Below are 18,923 nucleotides of genomic sequence, written 5' to 3'. Positions count from 1 at the left end.
TTATCGTTACCATGAGAGTAATATGCCTTTACTTCGAATGGCAAGAGAAACCCTTCGCCATCCTCAAATGAAAATGCGGAGCCTCCCGGCTCCGCACGCAGTATTGTCGGCGCATAATGAGTTCAGAGCGCGAATTCGTGAGCGACCGTGACGTGGTGATGGATGCGTCCTTCAAAGAACCGGGACAGCACCGCTTCCGTCGCCGCACGGGCTTCGGCGCGAACCGGGCTTGCGAGCGCGGCTTCGACTGCGGCCAAGTCCGGATAATTGACGGCGAGAATCATCGGAAATTCCGGCGCGCCTTCGTCTCGCGCTTCCGCGAAGGAGACGCGCACATCCAAAGCACCCGGAAATTGCTTCCATTTCGGCAGGATGGTCTCAATGACCGCATTGCGAAACGCATCTGCCTCGCCGTCCTTCACCTTGCCTTCGAATAGTGCGTATCGGGTAATCATTCGGCGATCTCCTTGTTTGGCCCCTTGAAAAATTCCATCAATGCCGCCTGATCCTCGCCGCCGAGGCCGGCTGCCGTCAGCATGCGGTGTATTTCAGCGCAGACGGCCGTCAGCGGCATGGCGGTGTTGGTGCGTCGGGCGAGATCTTGCGCACCGTTCAGATCCTTGACCATGTTGTCGATGCGGCCTGTCCGGCGGTAGTCCTTGGCGACGTAGCGCGGCATGTATTCCTGGAGAATGGCGCTGTCAGCGCGTCCCCCTTTCAATGCCTGCGGGATCTTGGCGGCATCAACGCCGGCATCGAGCGCCAGTTGGGTTGCCTCCGCGACAGCAAGAAAGTTCAGCGCACAAAGGACCTGGTTGATCAGCTTCGTTGTCTGGCCTGCACCAGGAGGTCCCATATGGGTATAGTTCGAGGCGACGTGGCGAAGCACCTCATGCGCATCCCTGACGTCCTCATCGCGGCCACCGGCCATTAATGTCAATTGGCCGACCAGGGCCTTTGGCGCACCGCCGGAGAGCGGGCTATCCACCCAGCGCAGGCCTTTTTCCCGAGCGTCCGCGGCCAGCTCCTTTGTCGCATCGGGATCGATAGAGGACATGTCGATGATCAGCGTTCCAGGCTTGGCACCCTCGGCGACGCCGCCCGGACCGAAGACCGCGGCACGCACGATCCGCGGCGAGTTCAAGCTGAGAATGACGCAATCCGATACGGAAGCGGCCAACGACGCGCTTGCCGCAGCGCTGGCGCCCTTGGCCGTCAGCGCGGCCACCTTTTCGCTGTCGAGATCGAAGACGGTCAGATGATTCCCCGTCTCCACAAGTCGCGCACCGATGGCTCCGCCCATCGCACCCGCGCCGATCAGCGCAACTTTGCTGCTCATAGCTCTTCCTCCTCCAACGCGGCGATAACAGCCGCTATGACCATATCAAACGGTTGATCGATATCGACGGTAATTGCCTGCTCATCCAGCCCAGGCGGCTCAAGTGCGGCGAACTGGCTTTCGAGCAAGGCGGCCGGCATGAAATGCCCCTGCCGCGCTTGCAGGCGAGCCGCAATCACTTCCTTTTTTCCAGCAAGATGAATGAAGCGCACAGGCCCGTCGACGGCTGCGCGGATCCTGTCGCGATAAGTCTGCTTCAGCGCTGAACATCCAATCAGCACCGTTTCCTCTGCTTGCGCAAGACACTCGCCGACGCTGTTCAGCCAGGGCCATCGATCCGCGTCGGTGAGCGGCACACCCGCACTCATCTTGGCGACGTTTGCCGCCGGATGAAGGTCGTCGCCGTCGATGTAAGTGCCGGACAAACGATAGGCGAGCGCTGCGCCGATTGACGATTTACCGCAGCCGGAAACGCCCATGATGACGAACCGTTGCGGCCGCATCGCCTTAGAGTGAAGCTGTGATGCCGCCGTCGACATAAAGCACGTGTCCGTTGACAAAAGAGGATGCATTGGAAGCAAGGAAGATGCAGGCGCCGACCAGTTCCTCGACGCGTCCCCAGCGCCCAGCCGGCGTGCGCTTCTCAAGCCACGCGGAGAACTCGGCATCGGCGACAAGCGCCGCATTCAATGGCGTGTCGAAGTAGCCAGGCGCGATGGCATTGCATTGCAGCCCGTATTTCGCCCAATCCGTCGCCATGCCTTTGGTGAGATTGCCGACTGCGCCTTTGGTTGCCGTGTAGGGTGCGATCGAGGGCCGCGCCAGCGCCGTCTGGACGCTGGCAATATTGATGATCTTGCCGGCGCCACGCTTGATCATGTGGCGTGCAACGGCTTGGCCGACGTTGAAAACGCTCGATATATTGGTTCGAAGAAGCCGCTCGAATGCGTCTGCGGGAAAATCTTCCAGGGGTGTGCGGAACTGCATGCCCGCATTGTTGACCAAGATGTCGATGGCGCCGGTTTTGGCTTCGAAATCGTCGACGGCGTGACGAGCAGCCTCGTGGTCCGTTGCGTCGAAGGGCAAGATCTGAGCCTTGCCGTCAAACAGAGCCGCGGCTTTCGTCAGCTTTTCCACATCGCGGCCATTGAGCACCAGCTCGGCGCCCGCTGCCGCCAGTCCCTGGGCAAGAGCCAAGCCGATGCCTTGCGACGAACCTGTCACAAGCGCGCGCCGTCCTTTCAGATCGAAGAGGCCAAGAGACATCGTTTTCCTCCTTTTTTCATCTCGACAAATGCCGATATCCCTGTTTATGTTATCGATAACATCTAGTGTCAAGGCCAGTATCAAGGGAGGAATCGAAAAGATGGAAAAGCCGGCAATCCTGCAGGTAGGCCCCTATCCGCAATGGGATCAGGAACCGCTCGACGCGGCATTTCGCGTTCACCGGTATTTCGAGGCCGCAGATAAAACTGCGTTTCTGGCAGAAGTCGGGCCATCCATAAGAGCAATTGCCACGCGCGGCGAACTCGGGGCTAACAGGGCGATGATCGAGGCCTGCCCCAGCCTGGAACTGATCTCGGTCTACGGTGTGGGCTTCGACGCTGTCGATCTTAATGCCTGCCGGGAACGAGGCATTCGCGTGACGAACACGCCCGACGTGTTGACCAACGACGTTGCCGATCTAGGTGTTGCCATGATGCTCTGCCAATCGCGCGGCATGCTCGGCGCCGAAACATGGGTGCGAGATGGAAGCTGGGTCAACAAGGGCCTTTATCCGTTGAAACGGCGTGTTTGGGGACGGCGGGCCGGCGTTCTTGGCCTTGGCCGCATCGGCTTCGAAGTTGCAAAGCGACTGAAGGGCTTCGACATGAAGATCGCCTACTCCGATGTCGAGGCGAAATCCTATGCAAACGACATGGAATTCGTGAGCGATCCGGTGAAACTGGCAGAGCAATCCGATTTTCTGTTCGTGACGCTGGCGGCCTCKGCTGCGACGCGCCATATCGTTGGGCGCGATGTCATCGAGGCACTTGGTCCGGAAGGTATGCTGATCAACATATCGCGCGCTTCCAACATTGATGAGGAAGCGTTGCTAGCCGCGCTCGAAACGGGCAAACTTGGAACGGCGGCACTCGACGTCTTCGAAGGCGAGCCGAAGCTCAATCCGCGTTTCCTGGCGCTGGACAATGTGCTTCTGCAGCCACACCACGCCTCGGGCACGATCGAGACGCGTAAGGCCATGGGCCAGCTCGTCCGCGACAATCTTGCCGCCCATTTTGCCGGCCAGCCGCTGCCCACCCCCGTTCTTTGAGGAGAAAGACATGAAGGCCATCGTCGCTCACGCCGCCAAGGATCTGCGGATCGAGGAGTATCCGGACGAGGAACCGGGTGCGGGTGAGGTCAAGCTGCGGCTCGCCACGGGCGGTATCTGCGGCAGCGACCTACATTATTACAACCACGGCGGCTTCGGCACCGTGCGCCTGAAGCAGCCGATGATTCTCGGCCATGAGGTCAGTGCAACGATTACGGCCCTCGGCGCCGGCGTTCAGGGGCTCGAAGTCGGCCAGCTCGTCGCCGTCTCGCCGTCGCGCCCCTGCCGGACCTGCCGCTATTGCCAGCAGGGCCTGCACAATCAGTGCCTGAACATGCGCTTCTATGGCAGCGCCATGCCTTTTCCGCATATTCAGGGCGCATTCCGCGAAACGCTGGTTGCCGATGCCATTCAATGCATCCCCGCCGACGGCCTGACGACCGGCGAAGCAGCGATGGCCGAGCCGCTGGCCGTGACCCTGCACGCCACGAAGCGCGCCGGCGAGATGCTGGGCAAGCGCGTTCTCGTCACCGGCTGCGGACCGATCGGTGTCCTGTCCATCCTCGCCGCCCGTCGTGCCGGCGCCGCGGAAATCGTTGCGACCGACCTATCGGATTTCACGCTTTCGGTTGCCAAGCAGGCCGGCGCGGACAGGGTCATCAACAGCAAGGAAGAACCGGAAGCGCTTGCCGCTTATTCGGCCGACAAGGGCACTTTCGACATCCTCTATGAATGCTCKGGGGCGGCCGTTGCTCTTGCCAGCGGGATTGCGGCGCTGAGACCCCGCGGGATCATCGTGCAACTGGGTCTCGGGGGCGACATGACGTTGCCGATGCAGACCATCACCGCCAAGGAACTGGATCTGCGTGGCTCATTCCGCTTCCATGAGGAATTTGCCGTGGGTGTCGAGTTGATGCGCAAGCGCCTGATCGATGTCAGACCGCTAATCACCCATTCCGTGCCGCTTGCGGACGCGATCGGCGCTTTCGAGATTGCCTCGGACCGCAGCCGGGCTATGAAGGCTCAGATCGTCTTCTCCTGAGGCACGACCTAAGGAGCGGCGCCGTACAACGGCCTGATGAAAGGTAAAATAAAAGATGTCGTTCTTCGAGATCATGGATCCCGCTTTCGGTAAGTTCGTCCTCGGCAATGCTCCCGTCAAACAGATCGCCAGCGGCTTCGATTGGGTTGAGGGCCCTGTCTGGTTCGGCGACCTCAATTGCCTTCTCTTTTCCGACATCCCCAATAATCGCATCATGCGCTGGATACCAGGTGTCGGCACCAGCGTCTTTCGCGAACCGTCAAACTTCGCCAATGGCCACACCCGCGACCGACAAGGCCGTCTCGTGAGCTGCGAGCACGGCAGCCGGAGCGTGACCCGCACGGAGTTTGACGGCTCGATCACGATGATCGCCGACCGCTATGAGGGCAAGCGGCTKAATTCGCCGAACGACGTCATCGTGGCGTCCGATGGCGCCATCTGGTTCACCGACCCGCACTACGGCATCGCCACGGATTACGAAGGATACAAAAGCGAGCAGGAACTGCCTTGCAACGTCTATCGCGTCGATCCTTCCGGTTCGATTGCAGCCGTGCTCACCGATTTCAATTGCCCGAACGGGCTGGCGTTCAGCCCGGATGAAAAGAAGCTTTATGTTGCGGAAACCGGCCGCATGCACACCGACGATCGGCGCTATATCCGCGTTTTCGACGTCGCGGAAAACTGGCGCCTGACCGGCGGCGATGTCTTTCACGAAATCTCGCCAGGCTGCGCCGACGGGATGCGGCTGGACAGCGACGGCAACCTGTGGTCCTCGGCCGGCGACGGCGTCCATTGCATCGCGCCCGACGGACATCTGATGGGTAAGCTATTGGTTCCCGAAACGGTATCCAATCTCTGCTTCGGCGGACGCGGCAAACACAAGCTCTTCATCACGGCAACGACGAGCGTTTACGCGATTTCGCTCAACAGGCGCGGAGCGCTTTGAGCACCATACTGCGGCTCAGCCGGCCGTTTTGTCCCATAGGGCGCGTGCTTCCTGCATCAGAAGCAAGGATTCTTCCCATCGGTCGGTGGAGTCTTCCCCGTCCCTTCCGGTGATCGCATAGGGCTTCGGCCCCAGCTCGCAGGTGAAAGCGAGGGTATTGCCGCCGCCGGCGCGCTTGCGCCAGCTTCTGAAGCCGTATTCCCACCAGCCGAGGAATAGATCGACCCAGGGCCGGTGATGCGGGAAGGAAATTTCGATCTGGACCTGCTCGCGTGAAGCGACCCGGCCGTGGAAAGCCCAGGAGCTGTCGAGTATCCGGTGGATAAGCGCATGATTTTCGTCGGATACCGGCCAGGCGAATTCCCGGCCGACGAGGAAATGAGAGACATCGCCCAGCAGCCGCAGATCCGGAAGGCGATCGAGCAAATCGAGCGTGAAGAACAGATCGGTCGTCATACGGTCGCGGTGCGTCTCGATGAGGACATCGATGCCCGCCTCCTCGCTTAACCGCTGCCAGCCCTCGAGCAAGGGAAGGCAATCCTCCAGGCGCCGCAATCGCACATCTGGCTGCAGACAGATGTGATGCACATTGCATTCGGCGGCGATCTCAAGCACCGGCTTCAGATCGTCGACGGTCTTGGGAAAGCATTGCCCTTCCGCCTGCAAACCATGGTGCTTGAGCAGCCCCGCGGTACGGCGCACAACGTCGCGATCGGTCCAATGAGTGCTGATGCCGTCGAAGCCAGCAGCCGCGATCTTTTCCAAATTCTCTTCGAGGGTGAGCTCCGGATGTCTAGCGCTGCGTCGCTCCATGGCCCAGAGCGACTGGAATATAAGGATGTCCTGCATAGTGCCTCCCCACCAGTGGACTGCACAGATCACGAATCCCATGCCTTTGCGAGATGGCCCGGTGATGGGTTTTGATCATGGCAGCACTTCATTGCAATACGGATGTGTTTGCGCGCGACGAGCCGCCCGGCCTGAGGTTTTTTCATCAAAATACTCTCAGACGCTAACGGGGGCTGTCGCTAACTTTTTTCAGGCGACCAACTGGGTCGTTGTTTCCTGGGAGGAGAACATGCTGAAATTTCTTGGCGCAACCGCTCTGGTGCTCGTGCTGTCGTCACAAGCCCATGCCGCCGATCGGATTGGCGTTTCGATGGGCTACCTGACGACCAATTTCCAAACCCTGATCGCTAACGGCATGCAGGACTATGCCAAGACCAAGGGCATCGACCTGCAGGTGCAAGATGCCGCCAACGACGTCAACAAGCAGTTGGATCAGGTGCGAAACTTCGCAGCCGGCGGCGTATCGGCCATCATCGTCGATCCGGTGGATTCGGACGGCACGCCGGCGATGAGCAAAATCGCCGAAGAGGCGGGCATTCCGCTGATCTATGTCAATATCCAGCCCACCGATCTATCGAGCCTCGGCAAACAGCAGGCCTTCGTAGGATCGAACGAAACCGAATCCGGAACACTGCAGACCAAGGAGGTCTGTCGTATGCTCGGCGGAAAGGGCGACGTCGTCATCATGATCGGCGATCTCACCAGCCAGGCGGCCCGGCAGAGGACCGAAGACGTTCATGACGTCCTGAAGTCCGGCGAGTGCGGCGGCATCAAGGTTCTTCGCKAACAGGTCGGCAACTGGAGCCGCGTCGACGGCGCCGATCTTGTTTCGAACTGGCTGACCAGCGGCCTGAAATTCGATGCCGTGATCGCCAACAATGACGAGATGGCGCTTGGCGCAATCGCTGCGCTCAAGAGTGCTGGCGGCTCGACCGGCAAGACGCTCGTTGCCGGCATCGACGCCACGCCTGACGCGCTCCAAGCGATGAAGGCCGGCGATCTCAAGGTCACCGTGTTCCAGGACGCCAAGGCACAGGGGCGAGGCGCCGTCGATACTGCCCTGAAGGCGGTCAAGGGTGACCAGATCGACAAGGAAGTCTGGATTCCTTTCAAGCTGGTGACCAACGAAAACATGAGCCAGTTCGAGCATCTCAACTGAGCGGAATCCTGCGATCTCCTGTCAGCAGCAACATAGGCGATCGTGGTTTGACACATTGGGAGGCCGACGGCCTCCCTTTTCACCCTGTCATCTGGTGCGGCGAACGCCCCACCCTTGGCCATGAGCAATTTTCATCAAAACTGTGCTGTCGTTTCGAGCCGGCCTCGGTGAGACTGATCGCATAAATTCCGTTAACTGGGACACCGCACATGGACGACACGCTCTACGGCACGCGCGACAAGCGAGGAGACTGGAAGCCTAACAAGCTCCTCAAATATCCCCCGGTCTTCATCTGGCCGGCGCAGCCCGTCGCCTTCCTGAAGTGGTTCTTCGGATATCCGGGCTATCTCATGCCTTGGAACGCCGTCTATGCAGTCGTCGCAACGCTGCTGTGGTTCTATGCGACCCCCTCGATGGAGACGATGAAGACCCTCGAGCCCGGCTGGATCGCCTATCTCCTCGTGCGCAATGCCGTCCTCGTCTTCCTGTTCTTCGGTGCGTTTCATCTGCGGCTTTACATGCAAAAGAAGCAGGGCACGAGCTTCAAATATAACGGCAAGTGGCCATCAAAGGGCAATTCCGCATTCCTCTTCGGCAATCAGACCATCGACAATGTGATTTGGACATTCGCAAGCGCAGTGCCGCTTTGGACGGCCTTCGAAGTGCTGACCCTATGGGCCTTCGCGAACGGCATTATTCCCTATGTCGATTTTGCCGAACATCCGGTCTATTGCGCTGTGATCATGCTATTGGTCCCGGCATTCCGCGACCTGCACTTCTATCTGGTGCATCGCCTCATTCACTGGCCGCCGCTCTATCACACCGTTCACAAGCTGCATCATAACAATGTCAATCCCGGCCCTTGGTCCGGTCTGGCAATGCATCCCGTCGAGCATCTGCTGTATTTCTCGGGCGTGCTCATTCATTGGATCGTGCCCTCCAGTCCGATCCATGCCCTCTTCCACCTGACCCATGCCGCCCTAGCGCCGGCCCCTGGCCATGCAGGTTTCGACAAGATCGTGATTGCCGACGATACCAGCATCGATACCCACGCCTACGATCACTACCTGCATCACAAGTTTTTCGAGTGCAATTACGCCGACGGCGTCATTCCGCTMGATAAGTGGTTCGGTACTTTCCATGACGGCTCGAAAGAGGCCGAGGATCGCATGAACAGGCGTTTCATGGAGCGGGCAAAGAAATACGCTGAAAAGCAGGCACGCAGCTCCGGAACTGCTGGCTGATCCAAGGCGTCCGTCCGGGATGGTCCCGGCGTGCAACTATCTCCCCCCGACTCTGCGGCCTGCGAAGGCGGGAAATGCCGGAGCCTGCGAGCCCTCCTTCGCAGGCTCCGGCTTGCCCGTCAGGCTGGCGGCGAAAAGTGCCCGATGTTTTCCGCCGTATAGGTCAGGAACGGCACCGGATCGCGGCTGACTGGCACGTCGATGACACCTATCCTCGAAAGAACAGTATCCAGCGCACGTCTCGCCTGAGTTTCCGGAGCCTGATCCAGGACCAGCGTCATCAGTCCCGAAACAATGAAGCGGCGCGTTTCGTCGTTGAGCTCATGAGCGATCCAGATGAATTCTCTCTCTTGCTGCCGCTGATAGCGCTGAAGGACCGATCCAACGCCGAGGTTGGCACCGCCCGCATTATAGATGCCCGCGACATCCGTCCCGCGGCGTAGCGCCTGAGTGAGCGCTTCGGCGGATCTCACATCGTCATCGAAGCCAAATACAACCTCCGAAAACTGATGCGCCGGGTTGCCGTGGGCGGCGAGATAGTCAGAAAAGCCGCGAATACGCTCCTTGTGAATTTGATAGGCCCAGCTATGGCAGATCGCGACGATACTTCCGGCCGTGGGCCGAAGCATTCGCGACATATAGAAGCCTGCGGTTCGTCCAGCGGCATAATTGTCGATGCCCACGAACACATCGTCCCTGCCCTCCGCATAGGACACGATCTGGACGACCTCGATGCCGGCTTTTCGGGCCTTATCCAGGCTCTCCCTGATTTTCGGATGGTCGAGGGCCACGACAATCAGGGCATGGCGGCGAATAGCGCTATTGGATATATGCGCGGCAAACTTCTCGGGATCATTCTCCTCGACGAAGGTTCGGTGAACGGTGATGGAGCTGTCGAGCGAGGCGGCAATCCGTTCAAAGGCGCGATTGAGCCTGCTGAAGAATGGCGACTCCGGCCTGACCAGGATAACCTCGATGCGGATCGTTCCACGGTAGAGATTTGGGATCACCCCCTTGTACCCCAGCCGCTTGGCCGCCAGCACCACCTTCTCCGCCGTGTGGGGCTTGACGCCTCCTCGCTCGTTGAGAACGCGCTCGACGGTTGCGATGCCGACGCCTGCGGCGGCCGCAATGTCGATCAAGCGGGCTTTCTTCATTCCATTCCTCCCCTTGATGAAAAATGATCATAATCGACGTGGAATGTGAAGCGCTATTTCGCGCATGGTTGATGGTGTTCAGGGAGGAAAAGCTGAGCGCGATCAAGGCTCAACGCCCATTGGGCCAATGCCGGTGCGCCGCTCCTCCCGCAAGGCGACATCACTGTGCATGGCGGCAAGCCGCCGGCGGACAATAGCGAGGAGGCAGGAAATGACGACATGGATCGAAGCGTGTGCCGCCGACGACATCGAGCAGGAAGACGTCGTCCGGTTTGATCACGCCGGACGAACTTTCGCGATCTACAGAAGCTCGGACGACGAATATTTCGCGACCGACGGGCTTTGCACCCATGAAAAGATCCACCTAGCCGACGGGCTTGTCATGGATGACATCATCGAATGTCCAAAGCACAATGGACGCTTCAGCTACAAGACGGGCGAGGCTCGTGGTGCGCCGGTATGCGTCAATCTGAGAACATATCCGGTCAAGCTGGAAGGTGATCGCATCATGATCGGAATAGCAGCATGAGCGACGACGCTGGCATCGTCATCGTCGGCGCAGGCGAATGCGGCGCACGCGCGGCTCTGGGCCTGAGGGAAAATGGCTATGCCCATCCCATTACCCTCATCGGCGATGAGGCTCACCTCCCCTACGAGCGGCCGCCGCTTTCCAAGCAGGTGCTGCTTGCCGCCACAACGCCCCAGGCACCCGCCGTTCTCAGCGAGATTGTGCTCAGCGAGCGGATGATCCGGCATATCGGCGGCACGTCGGTCAGCGCCATCGACGCCKACCGCAAGCAGGTGACGTTGTCGGGTGGCCGAGCGTTGCCCTATCACAAATTGCTGTTGACGACGGGCGCTGTGCCGAGGCGGCTGCCGAATGTTCCGGCGAGCCGGCGGATACTCTATCTCAGGACGATCAACGATGCGCTTGCGCTTCGCCCCTGGATCAGCGCCGATATGCATGTGGCGGTGCTTGGTGGCGGTTTCATCGGCCTGGAAGTCGCCGCATCGGCACGCAGCCGTGGCGCAAGGGTCACGGTGATCGAGAGCCAAGAGCGCATCCTTAAACGCGGAGTGCCCGAATCTATTGCCGCCGCAATCACCTCCCTGCATCGGCGCAACGACGTCGTGGTGAAATGCGGCGTGGCGGTGGGGGACATCGACGCCAACGAACAATGCGTCAGCATCTCGCTTTCGGACGGACCCAAGGTCACAGCGGACGTGCTCGTCGTCGGAATCGGGGCGCAGCCGCTCACTGAACTCGCCGCACAAGCTGGCATCGCGGTCGACAACGGTATTGCGGTCAACGAACATCTTGAGACCTCGGTGGCAGATATCTACGCCGCTGGCGACTGCTGCTCGTTTCCCCATCCGCTATATGGCGGCCGCCGGCTTCGTCTGGAAGCATGGCGCAACGCGCAGGATCAAGGCATCCTTGCTGCGGCGAACTTGGCGGGCGCTGCCCGCAGCTACGACGCCGTTCCCTATTTTTGGTCCGATCAGTTCGATCATACCCTGCAGATCGCCGGTCTCGTCGACGAAGGGCACACAGTGGTTCGCAGAGACTTGAGCGACGGTGCGTTTATCCTCTTCCATCTCGACCTTTCTCAGCGGCTGGTGGCAGCCAGTGGTGTCGGTCCGGGCAACAGGATTGCCAAGGACATGAAGTTGAGCGAGATGCTGATCGCAAAGCGGATCATGCCACCTATTGAGGCACTGGCCGCTGACACGTACCTCAAATCTCTGCTGCCAAGGGCTGCGTAGCAGGCTGCTGTTATTCCGTCGGTGATATCTTTGGGAGATCTTGTGAGTTCCAGAGGCGACAACCTCATCGACAAACCCTCGAATGCCAAGTTCGACAGCGGCTCATGAAACCTTTCGATTTTTAAGCCGTTGTCGTGCTTATGACCGACGCAAAATTCAATCCGAAATCKGTCGACGGCACCGAACGGGACGGTGCCKAGAAGTCGCGCCAAGAAAAGGCATCGACTGTCGAGGTCGCGTCACCGCCAAATGTCGTCGAACCCGACCCAGAGCTGACCCCTGAGGAGGCCGAGCAGGCGCGCAAAAGCTATTTGCTCAGGCGTTTCTGGATCAGCGCACGCAGCTACTGGGGCCGTAGCGGTGACGGGCTCGCGTGGCCTTGCTCAATCGGGCTGTTGATCCTGATCGGCACCAATGTCGGCTTCCAGTACGGAATCAATATCTGGAACCGCGCAATTTTCGACGCCATAGAGCAACGCAATGCCCACACCGTCTATTTTCTGAGCGCTATATTCCTGCCGCTCGTGCTCGGAAGCGTGACCCTTGTCACGATCCAAGTCTACATTCGCATGATGATCCAGCGCCGCTGGCGTTCCTGGCTTACTGCCAGGGTCATCGCACGCTGGCTCGCAAACGGCCGATATTATCAGTTGAACCTCATCGGCGGCGACCACAAGAACCCCGAAGCGCGAATCTCGGAGGATTTGCGGATTGCTACGGAATCTCCGGTCGATTTCATCGCTGGCGTCATTTCCGCATTTCTGTCAGCCACGACCTTCATCGTCGTCCTCTGGACGATCGGCGGGGCCCTCACTCTGACGGTCGCAGATTTGACCTTCACCGTTCCCGGCTTCCTCGTCATTACTGCGGTGCTCTATGCGGCGATCACGTCCAGTTCGATGGCGGTCATCGGCCGCCATTTCGTCCATGTCTCCGAGGTCAAAAATCAGACGGAAGCCGAATTTCGCTACACGCTGACCCATGTGCGGGAAAACGGCGAGAGCATCGCATTGCTCGGCGGCGAAGAGGAGGAGCGTAGCGACCTAGACAAAAAGTTTGCCAATGTGCTTCGGCAATGGGCGCTCCTTGCACACCAGCACATGCGCACCACGCTTGTGTCGCAAGGCTCAAGCCTGTTTGCGCCAGTCGTGCCGATCTTGCTTTGCGCTCCCAAATTTCTCGAAGGCAGTATGACGCTCGGACAGGTCATGCAGGCTGCCTCGGCTTTTGCCATCGTTCAGAGCGCATTCGGATGGCTTGTCGATAACTACCCCCGTCTCGCCGATTGGAACGCCTGCGCACGACGCATTGCTTCGCTGATGATGTCGCTCGACGGGCTCGAGCGCGCAGAAAAGAGCAACGCCTTGGGACGCATCAAGCACGGTGAAACCGAAAGCAATGCGATGCTCAGCCTCAACGATCTCTCTGTGTCGCTGGACGATGGCACCGCCGTGGTCAAGGAAACCCAGGTCGAGATCKAACCCGGCKAGCGGGTGCTGGTCGCCGGAGAATCCGGTACGGGAAAGAGCACGCTGGTGCGGGCCATCGCAGGTCTCTGGCCTTGGGGTGACGGCAGCGTCAATTTCCATGCCGACAGACGACTGTTCATGTTACCGCAGCGGCCTTACATCCCTTCCGGGCCGCTTCGCCGTGCAGTCGCCTATCCCCGCGCCGCCGATAGCTGGACGCTGGATGAGATCAAGGCGGCCCTCGACAAGGTCGGGCTCGACTATCTGAACGACAAGATCGAAGAAGACGCGCCATGGGACCAGACGTTGTCCGGCGGCGAAAAGCAGCGGCTCGCCTTCGCCCGCCTCCTGCTACACAATCCCGATATCATCGTGCTCGATGAAGCGACCTCAGCGCTCGATGAAAAGAGCCAGGACAAGATGATGGAGATGGTGATCCAGGAATTGCCGAAAGTCACCATCATAAGCGTCGCGCATCGCGCTGAGCTGGAAGCCTTCCATAGCCGCAAGATCACACTGGAGCGCCGCGAGGGCGGCGCAAAGCTTGTGAGTGATATTGATCTTGTCCAGGGCCACAGAAAACGGAACTTGCTTTTGCGCTTTGTGGACAATCGGCGCTCCCTGCCGAAGGGCAATACGACACCGAATAAGGCGGCACTTCCTGAGAACAAAAATTGAAGTTCACTTGGCGGGGGGGATCGGGAGGACTTGGGCTAATTCCGGCATATGGAGCAAACGTCTGAAAGTCTATCACCCCTCAAGGGTGCACGCCTTTGCCTTCATCCTTCGTAATCACCTTGACCTTCACCCCGAAGAGCCGGCGCTTGATGCCTTCCCGCATCGTCTGAATCAGGACGTAAAGGACCGGGATCATCAGAAGTCCTACGATCGTGCCGACAAGCAGCCCGCCGAACACCGTCATGCCGATCGCTCGGCGGCTCCCCGCGCCGGCGCCGGTCGCAATCACAAGCGGTATGACGCCAAGGACAGACGCCATCGCGGTCATCAGGACCGGGCGGAAGCGCTGCGCCGTGCCGACCCTTGCCGCCTCCGTGATGCTCATTCCTTCCTCCCGCCGTTCCTTGGCGAATTCGATGATGAGGATCGCGTTTTTCGCAGCCAGCCCGACGAGCAGGACAAGGCCGATCTGCGCGTAGATGTTGATGTCCATGTCGGCGAATAGAAGAGCGCCGAGTGCACCGAGCACGGCGACAGACACCGAGAGCATCACCGCGATTGGGACGCTCCAGCTTTCATATTGGGCGACAAGAAAAAGATAGGTGAAGACGATGCCCATCAGCAGGATCATGGCTGTCTGGTTTCCTGCCTGCTGCTCCTGAAGCGCCAGCCCGGTCCATTCATAGCCAAAGCCCGGCGGCAGGCTCTGGTCGGCAAGAGAGGCCATCGACGCCAAAGCTTGACCTGTGCTCGTTCCTGCTGCCGCCTGTCCGTTGATGGAGGCGGCGGGAAACAGATTGTAGCGGTTGATCGAGCTTGGGCCGTATGTTGTCGAGATGGACAGCAGGGCTTGAAGGGGCACGAGCTCGCCGCTTTGGCTGCGAACTCTCAGCCTTTGAATATCTTCTATCCTGCCGCGAAATTGCGGTTCGTCCTGGATGCGGACCTGATAGACCCGCGAGAATATATTGAAATCATCCACATAGGATGATCCGAGATGCGATTGCAGGGTCGAAAATATCGTGGCCGGCGAAACGCCGAGAAGCTGAGCCCGGTTGCGATCGACATCGAGGAAGATTTGCGGAACATTGGCGGAGAAGGTGCTGAACACGCCCGACAATCCGCGTGTCTGGTTTGCTTTGACGATAAGTGCTCGCATGACTTCGGCCAGCTCCTGCTGGCTTTGTCCGTTTCGCGCCTGCAGGCGCATGTCAAATCCGCCTGTCGTTCCCAGACCCGGAATGGCAGGAGGATTGAACGCGACGACGGACGCCGCCGAAATACCCGCGAATTCGGATCTGAGGTGGCTCATGATGCTGTCGATACTTTCAGCAGAACCGCGCTCGCTCCATGGCTTCAGCGCAGAGATTGCCATCCCGAAATTCGAGCCGCCGCCGCCTATCATGCTGTTTCCCGAGATGGCGATCGAGTTTGCGATACCCGGCGTCTTTTGAAGCAGCGACGTCACGCTCGCCAGCGTCTGCTGCGTCCTTTCCAGCGATGCCGCATCGGGAAGCTGTACGTTGACGAAAAGGTATCCCTGATCTTCGGCAGGCACAAAGCCTGTCGGCAGGATGCGGAATACACCGTAGATTCCGCCGAAAATCACAATGAGGATGATCGCGGCGATGACCAGCCTTCTGGAAAGCCTGGAAAGCATGCGGAGATATAGGCTGCGAGAGGTTTCGAGACCCCGGTTGAAACGTCCGAACAGTCCAGAATGCTGAGAGGCCGGTGGGCGCAGCATGAGCACGCAGAGCGCCGGGCTCAGCGTCAAGGCGTTGATGGTCGAATAGGTGATGGTGATGAGAATGGTGACCGCGAATTGTCGATAAAGCTGGCCGGTGATGCCACCAAGGAATGCGACGGGGACGAACAGTGCCGCCAACACCAGGGTTGTGGCGATGATCGGGCCTGTTACCTGGCTCATGGTCCGCAGCGTGGCCTCGCGTATGCCAAGCCGCTCCTCGCTCATGATCCGCTGCGCGTTCTCCACCACGATGATCGCGTCGTCCACGACCAAGCTGATGGCAAGCACTATGGCAAAGAGCGTGATCGTATTTGCCGAATAGCCAAGCAGGTAGAGAACGGCAAATCCGCCCACCAGCGACACAGGGATGGTCAATGTTGGAATGACGGTCGCACGCCAGTCCTGAAGGAAAATGTAGGTCACCGCGACGACAAGCGCAAAGGTGATCAGCAGGGTGATCATGATCTCCCTGATCGTCTCGGTCACGAACGACGTCGTGTCGAAGACGACGGTATAGGCGATGTCGTCGGGAAATTGACCCGAAAGACGCGACAGCTCAGCCAGGACTGCGTTGGACACTGCCAGCGCGTTCGCATTCGGGGATTGATAGACGACGATGGTGGCGCTCGGCTGTCCGTTGAAGGTCGACGCGGTGTCATAGGACTGTGCTCCGAGTTCCACGCGAGCGACGTCGCGCAGCCGGACGATTGCGCCATCGGCATTGGTGCGGATGACGATGTTTCCGAATTCGGCCTCGTTTGCCAGACGGCCTTGCGCCATGACCGTAAGCTGGAGCTGCTGCCCGGAAACGGCCGGTGCAGATCCCAATTGTCCGGCCGATGCCTGGGCATTCTGGGCCTGGATGGCGGCAGTAAGGTCCGCCGCGGTGACCCCCAAGGCTTGCATGCGGTCCGGGTTCATCCATATCCGCATGCTGTAGGCAGGCCCAAAAACGCTTGCCTCACCGACACCAGCCACGCGGGCGATGGCGTCGCGAATGTTGATGGTGGCGTAGTTGCTGATGAAAATCTCGTCTCGCGTCCCTTTCGGAGAGTAGAGGGCAATGCCCATCAGCATGCTCGAAGAGCGGGTTCTCACGGAAACCCCGGTCTGCGTCACCGCCGCCGGTAGCCGCGCGGTTGCCAGTGCCACGCGATTTTGCACGTTGACTTGCGCGATTGCCGGATCCGTGCCCACCGCGAATGTCACGGTCAGCGAATAGTTGCCGTTATTGGTGCTCGTCGACGACATATAGAGCATGTCCTCGACGCCATTGACCTGATCCTCGATCGGCGCGCCAACGCTTTCGGTCAAGACATTGGCATTGGCGCCGGGATAGCTTGCGGTGACTTGGACTTCCGGCGGCGTAATCTGGGGAAACTGCGCGACCGGAATCTGCGCCAACGCCAGCGCACCGGTGATGGTCATGACCACCGCGATCACCATGGCAAAACGTGGACGGTCGATGAAGGGCGCGGACAGGTTCATGGCTTTGCCGTTCCCGAAGGTGAGGTCGAAGCGCTGGCAGGCACCGCCGCTTGTGCCGCGGCAACTGACGCGCTGACATCCGTGGCCTTCACGAGTGCGCCGGGAGACGCGTGCTGCAAGCCCTCGACGACGATTGTCTCGCCGCCGTCCAGCCCCTCTTCGACGACCCAGCCGGAGCCGACCTGGTCGGAAACTTTGATGCGCCTGATATCCAGCCGGTTTTGGCCATTCAGGAGAAGGACGAAGCGGCCCTCCCGGTCCTGCTGGATGGCGCCGGAAGGCACGACGGGGCGGAGCCTCGGTTGAGCATCGCCAACGATGACCGTGACGAACTGCCCGGGCACAAGCATCGACTGCGGATTGCCAAACAGCGTGCGGATCGGCAAGGTGCCGGTCTGCGGATCGATCTCGTTGCCGAAGAACTCGACCTTGCCCGCTTGCTCATAGCTCTGGTTGTTTGACAACCGCAGCCGCGGAACGAACCGCTTGACGAGTTCGTCCTTGCTGGCACCACCTGCCGCAGCACGCAAGTCGAGAATACTGCGATCGCTGAGGGAGAACACGACGCGGATGGGATCCATCTGCACCACTCGGGCCAAGGTGCCGGACGAGGGCCCGACAAGACTGCCAACGGAAAAGGCTGCCTGGCCAATCCGTCCTTCGATCGGCGATTTTACCCTTGTGTAGCTCAGGTTGAGTTCCGCCTGGCTCACCTTGGCCTCTGCCGACATCACGTTCGCTCTCGCGGTGTCGCGCGTGGTCTCACTCTCCTCGAGTGTCGCCTGCGGCACCGTTTGCCGGCTCAAAGATTGGTTCCTTTGTAAGCGCCGTTCAGCGTCCAGCAGCGAGGCCTGGGCGCTGAGGAGTGCCGCCTGAGCATCCTTGAGGGCAATTTCGTAGCTGCTCCGTTCTATGACGAAGAGATCCTGATCCTTATCGACGATTGCCCCTTCACCKAACAAGCGGCTTTCCAGGAAGCCGTCGATACGGGAGCGAATATCGACGGCATTGACGGCTTCGACCCTGCCGACAAACTCATGTCGCGGCGAAACGTCCGAGACCTCCACCCGCATGGTTCCGACAGCGGGTAAATCCTCTGACGCCGCCCCGCCCACGGCAAAGAGGCCAACCGACACCAAAGCCAGAGTCAGCATTTGCGAACAGTGCCAGAAAATAAACTTGGACATCGCCCTCCGCCTCGAGCTCGTGCAGCATCACTATCGCTGATTTGGATGGGCGGGACGTCTCCTGACCCACCGACCATGGAACCAGTCATATCGCCTGCGGGTGTGGTTCCAGACCCATCGTCCCGACTCCCAGCGATAACCGCGACGCGCCCGTGGTCTGGGCTCGCGCAGAGGGGGCGGAGGCGGAGGACGTCGGTACGGACGATCTTGGGGTGGAGGACGTTGCGGCGGAGGGCGCCGATGGCGGGGAGTTGTTTGCGCCTCTACATCGTCCGGCAGGCTGACAGCCACGAAACCGGCAACCGCTGCTCCGAAAAAACCCAGCAAAAGAGACCGTCTGTTCAGCATGAAAATCTCCGTCTGCGGCCTGTATTTAGGACTACTGCGAGAGAGATAATGCATTCGAAGACATGAGGCCGGATCTGCGGGCAGAGGCAGTCTCGGGGAGAGACTATACGCCTTCCTAATTAAGCTTCAAGGAAATTAATACTGTGGGTTGATTGGATTGGAATTCGCATAAAATCTATCGGCGCG

General features: G+C 59.6%; 16 protein-coding genes. 8 read left to right on the top strand and 8 right to left on the bottom strand.

What is annotated here, in order from left to right:
• Nucleotides 1-122: 122 nt before the first annotated feature.
• Genes QD357_RS18830 through QD357_RS18815 form a run of 4 tightly spaced genes read right to left on the bottom strand, consistent with a single transcriptional unit; the run spans nt 123 to nt 2,605 of the window.
• Nucleotides 123-455: a hypothetical protein gene (locus tag QD357_RS18830; RefSeq protein WP_183939198.1), complete on the bottom strand. Its 333-nt coding sequence runs from the start codon at nt 453-455 to the stop codon at nt 123-125.
• On the bottom strand, nt 452-1,339 hold the full coding sequence (locus QD357_RS18825) for an NAD(P)-dependent oxidoreductase (RefSeq protein WP_183939196.1): 888 nt from the start codon (nt 1,337-1,339) through the stop codon (nt 452-454). Before QD357_RS18825 ends, QD357_RS18830 begins: the two co-directional genes overlap by 4 nt.
• Nucleotides 1,336-1,878, bottom strand: a complete 543-nt coding sequence (locus QD357_RS18820; RefSeq protein ID WP_414124734.1) for a gluconokinase — start codon at nt 1,876-1,878, stop codon at nt 1,336-1,338. Before QD357_RS18820 ends, QD357_RS18825 begins: the two co-directional genes overlap by 4 nt.
• A complete protein-coding gene (locus tag QD357_RS18815) occupies nt 1,847-2,605 on the bottom strand; it encodes an SDR family oxidoreductase (protein ID WP_414124733.1) in 759 nt (252 codons plus the stop codon). Before QD357_RS18815 ends, QD357_RS18820 begins: the two co-directional genes overlap by 32 nt.
• A 100-nt stretch (nt 2,606-2,705) precedes the next feature.
• On the opposite strand from QD357_RS18815, the gene QD357_RS18810 reads away from it, so the two are divergent.
• The 3 genes from QD357_RS18810 to QD357_RS18800 are packed head-to-tail and all read left to right on the top strand — an operon-like array spanning nt 2,706 to nt 5,641.
• Nucleotides 2,706-3,653 carry a 2-hydroxyacid dehydrogenase gene (locus tag QD357_RS18810; RefSeq protein WP_183939190.1) on the top strand — a complete coding sequence of 316 codons (948 nt, stop codon included), beginning with the start codon at nt 2,706-2,708 and terminating at the stop codon, nt 3,651-3,653.
• 10 nt (nt 3,654-3,663) lie between these two features.
• Nucleotides 3,664-4,695 carry an L-idonate 5-dehydrogenase gene (locus QD357_RS18805; RefSeq protein WP_414124732.1) on the top strand — a complete coding sequence of 344 codons (1,032 nt, stop codon included), beginning with the start codon at nt 3,664-3,666 and terminating at the stop codon, nt 4,693-4,695.
• A gap of 55 nt (nt 4,696-4,750) precedes the next feature.
• Nucleotides 4,751-5,641: an SMP-30/gluconolactonase/LRE family protein gene (locus QD357_RS18800; RefSeq protein WP_414124731.1), complete on the top strand. Its 891-nt coding sequence runs from the start codon at nt 4,751-4,753 to the stop codon at nt 5,639-5,641.
• Between the two features lie 15 nt (nt 5,642-5,656).
• Here the strand turns inward: QD357_RS18800 and QD357_RS18795 are convergent, their stop codons facing one another.
• Nucleotides 5,657-6,490, bottom strand: a complete 834-nt coding sequence (locus QD357_RS18795; protein WP_414124730.1) for a sugar phosphate isomerase/epimerase family protein — start codon at nt 6,488-6,490, stop codon at nt 5,657-5,659.
• A gap of 229 nt (nt 6,491-6,719) precedes the next feature.
• Here QD357_RS18795 and QD357_RS18790 point away from each other — a divergent pair, with 229 nt between their 5' ends.
• Together QD357_RS18790 and QD357_RS18785 are read left to right on the top strand one after the other, a co-directional pair.
• Nucleotides 6,720-7,649 (top strand): sugar ABC transporter substrate-binding protein, encoded by a 930-nt coding sequence (locus QD357_RS18790; protein WP_414124729.1) that lies wholly within the window; start codon nt 6,720-6,722, stop codon nt 7,647-7,649.
• A 209-nt stretch (nt 7,650-7,858) separates the two neighbouring features.
• Nucleotides 7,859-8,893, top strand: coding sequence for a sterol desaturase family protein (locus QD357_RS18785; RefSeq protein WP_183939180.1), 1,035 nt, complete (start codon nt 7,859-7,861; stop codon nt 8,891-8,893).
• Nucleotides 8,894-9,012: 119 nt separating this feature from the next.
• On the opposite strand, the gene QD357_RS18780 is transcribed toward QD357_RS18785, so the two are convergent.
• Nucleotides 9,013-10,050, bottom strand: a complete 1,038-nt coding sequence (locus QD357_RS18780) for a LacI family DNA-binding transcriptional regulator (protein WP_414124727.1) — start codon at nt 10,048-10,050, stop codon at nt 9,013-9,015.
• A gap of 211 nt (nt 10,051-10,261) precedes the next feature.
• Between QD357_RS18780 and QD357_RS18775 the strand changes: the two genes are divergently transcribed.
• From QD357_RS18775 to QD357_RS18765, 3 genes are all read left to right on the top strand, one after another.
• Complete coding sequence (locus tag QD357_RS18775; RefSeq protein ID WP_183939176.1) at nt 10,262-10,579, top strand: MocE family 2Fe-2S type ferredoxin; 318 nt, start codon at nt 10,262-10,264, stop codon at nt 10,577-10,579.
• Nucleotides 10,576-11,817 (top strand): NAD(P)/FAD-dependent oxidoreductase, encoded by a 1,242-nt coding sequence (locus tag QD357_RS18770; RefSeq protein WP_414124726.1) that lies wholly within the window; start codon nt 10,576-10,578, stop codon nt 11,815-11,817. Before QD357_RS18775 ends, QD357_RS18770 begins: the two co-directional genes overlap by 4 nt.
• Nucleotides 11,818-11,957: 140 nt before the next feature.
• Nucleotides 11,958-13,964, top strand: a complete 2,007-nt coding sequence (locus QD357_RS18765; RefSeq protein WP_414124725.1) for an ABC transporter ATP-binding protein/permease — start codon at nt 11,958-11,960, stop codon at nt 13,962-13,964.
• A gap of 79 nt (nt 13,965-14,043) precedes the next feature.
• Here QD357_RS18765 and QD357_RS18760 read toward each other — a convergent pair whose 3' ends face one another.
• Both QD357_RS18760 and QD357_RS18755 read right to left on the bottom strand, forming a co-directional pair.
• Nucleotides 14,044-17,202, bottom strand: a complete 3,159-nt coding sequence (locus tag QD357_RS18760) for an efflux RND transporter permease subunit (RefSeq protein WP_414124724.1) — start codon at nt 17,200-17,202, stop codon at nt 14,044-14,046.
• Nucleotides 17,199-18,356, bottom strand: a complete 1,158-nt coding sequence (locus QD357_RS18755) for an efflux RND transporter periplasmic adaptor subunit (RefSeq protein ID WP_414124773.1) — start codon at nt 18,354-18,356, stop codon at nt 17,199-17,201. The genes QD357_RS18760 and QD357_RS18755 overlap by 4 nt, the downstream gene beginning before the upstream one ends.
• Nucleotides 18,357-18,923 lie beyond the last annotated feature (567 nt).

Source organism: Rhizobium sp. BR 317 (assembly GCF_047445835.1).
GTDB classification, from domain to species: domain Bacteria; phylum Pseudomonadota; class Alphaproteobacteria; order Rhizobiales; family Rhizobiaceae; genus Rhizobium; species Rhizobium paranaense.
This window is presented reverse-complemented; position numbering and strand designations above follow the sequence as displayed.

Coding starts and splice junctions, on each gene's coding strand:
- QD357_RS18830 (WP_183939198.1), bottom strand. CDS start 455: ATGATTACCCGATACGCACTATTCGAAGGCAAGGTGAAGGACGGCGAG.
- QD357_RS18825 (WP_183939196.1), bottom strand. CDS start 1,339: ATGAGCAGCAAAGTTGCGCTGATCGGCGCGGGTGCGATGGGCGGAGCC.
- QD357_RS18820 (WP_414124734.1), bottom strand. CDS start 1,878: ATGTCGACGGCGGCATCACAGCTTCACTCTAAGGCGATGCGGCCGCAA.
- QD357_RS18815 (WP_414124733.1), bottom strand. CDS start 2,605: ATGTCTCTTGGCCTCTTCGATCTGAAAGGACGGCGCGCGCTTGTGACA.
- QD357_RS18795 (WP_414124730.1), bottom strand. CDS start 6,490: ATGCAGGACATCCTTATATTCCAGTCGCTCTGGGCCATGGAGCGACGC.
- QD357_RS18780 (WP_414124727.1), bottom strand. CDS start 10,050: ATGAAGAAAGCCCGCTTGATCGACATTGCGGCCGCCGCAGGCGTCGGC.
- QD357_RS18775 (WP_183939176.1), top strand. CDS start 10,262: ATGACGACATGGATCGAAGCGTGTGCCGCCGACGACATCGAGCAGGAA.
- QD357_RS18760 (WP_414124724.1), bottom strand. CDS start 17,202: ATGAACCTGTCCGCGCCCTTCATCGACCGTCCACGTTTTGCCATGGTG.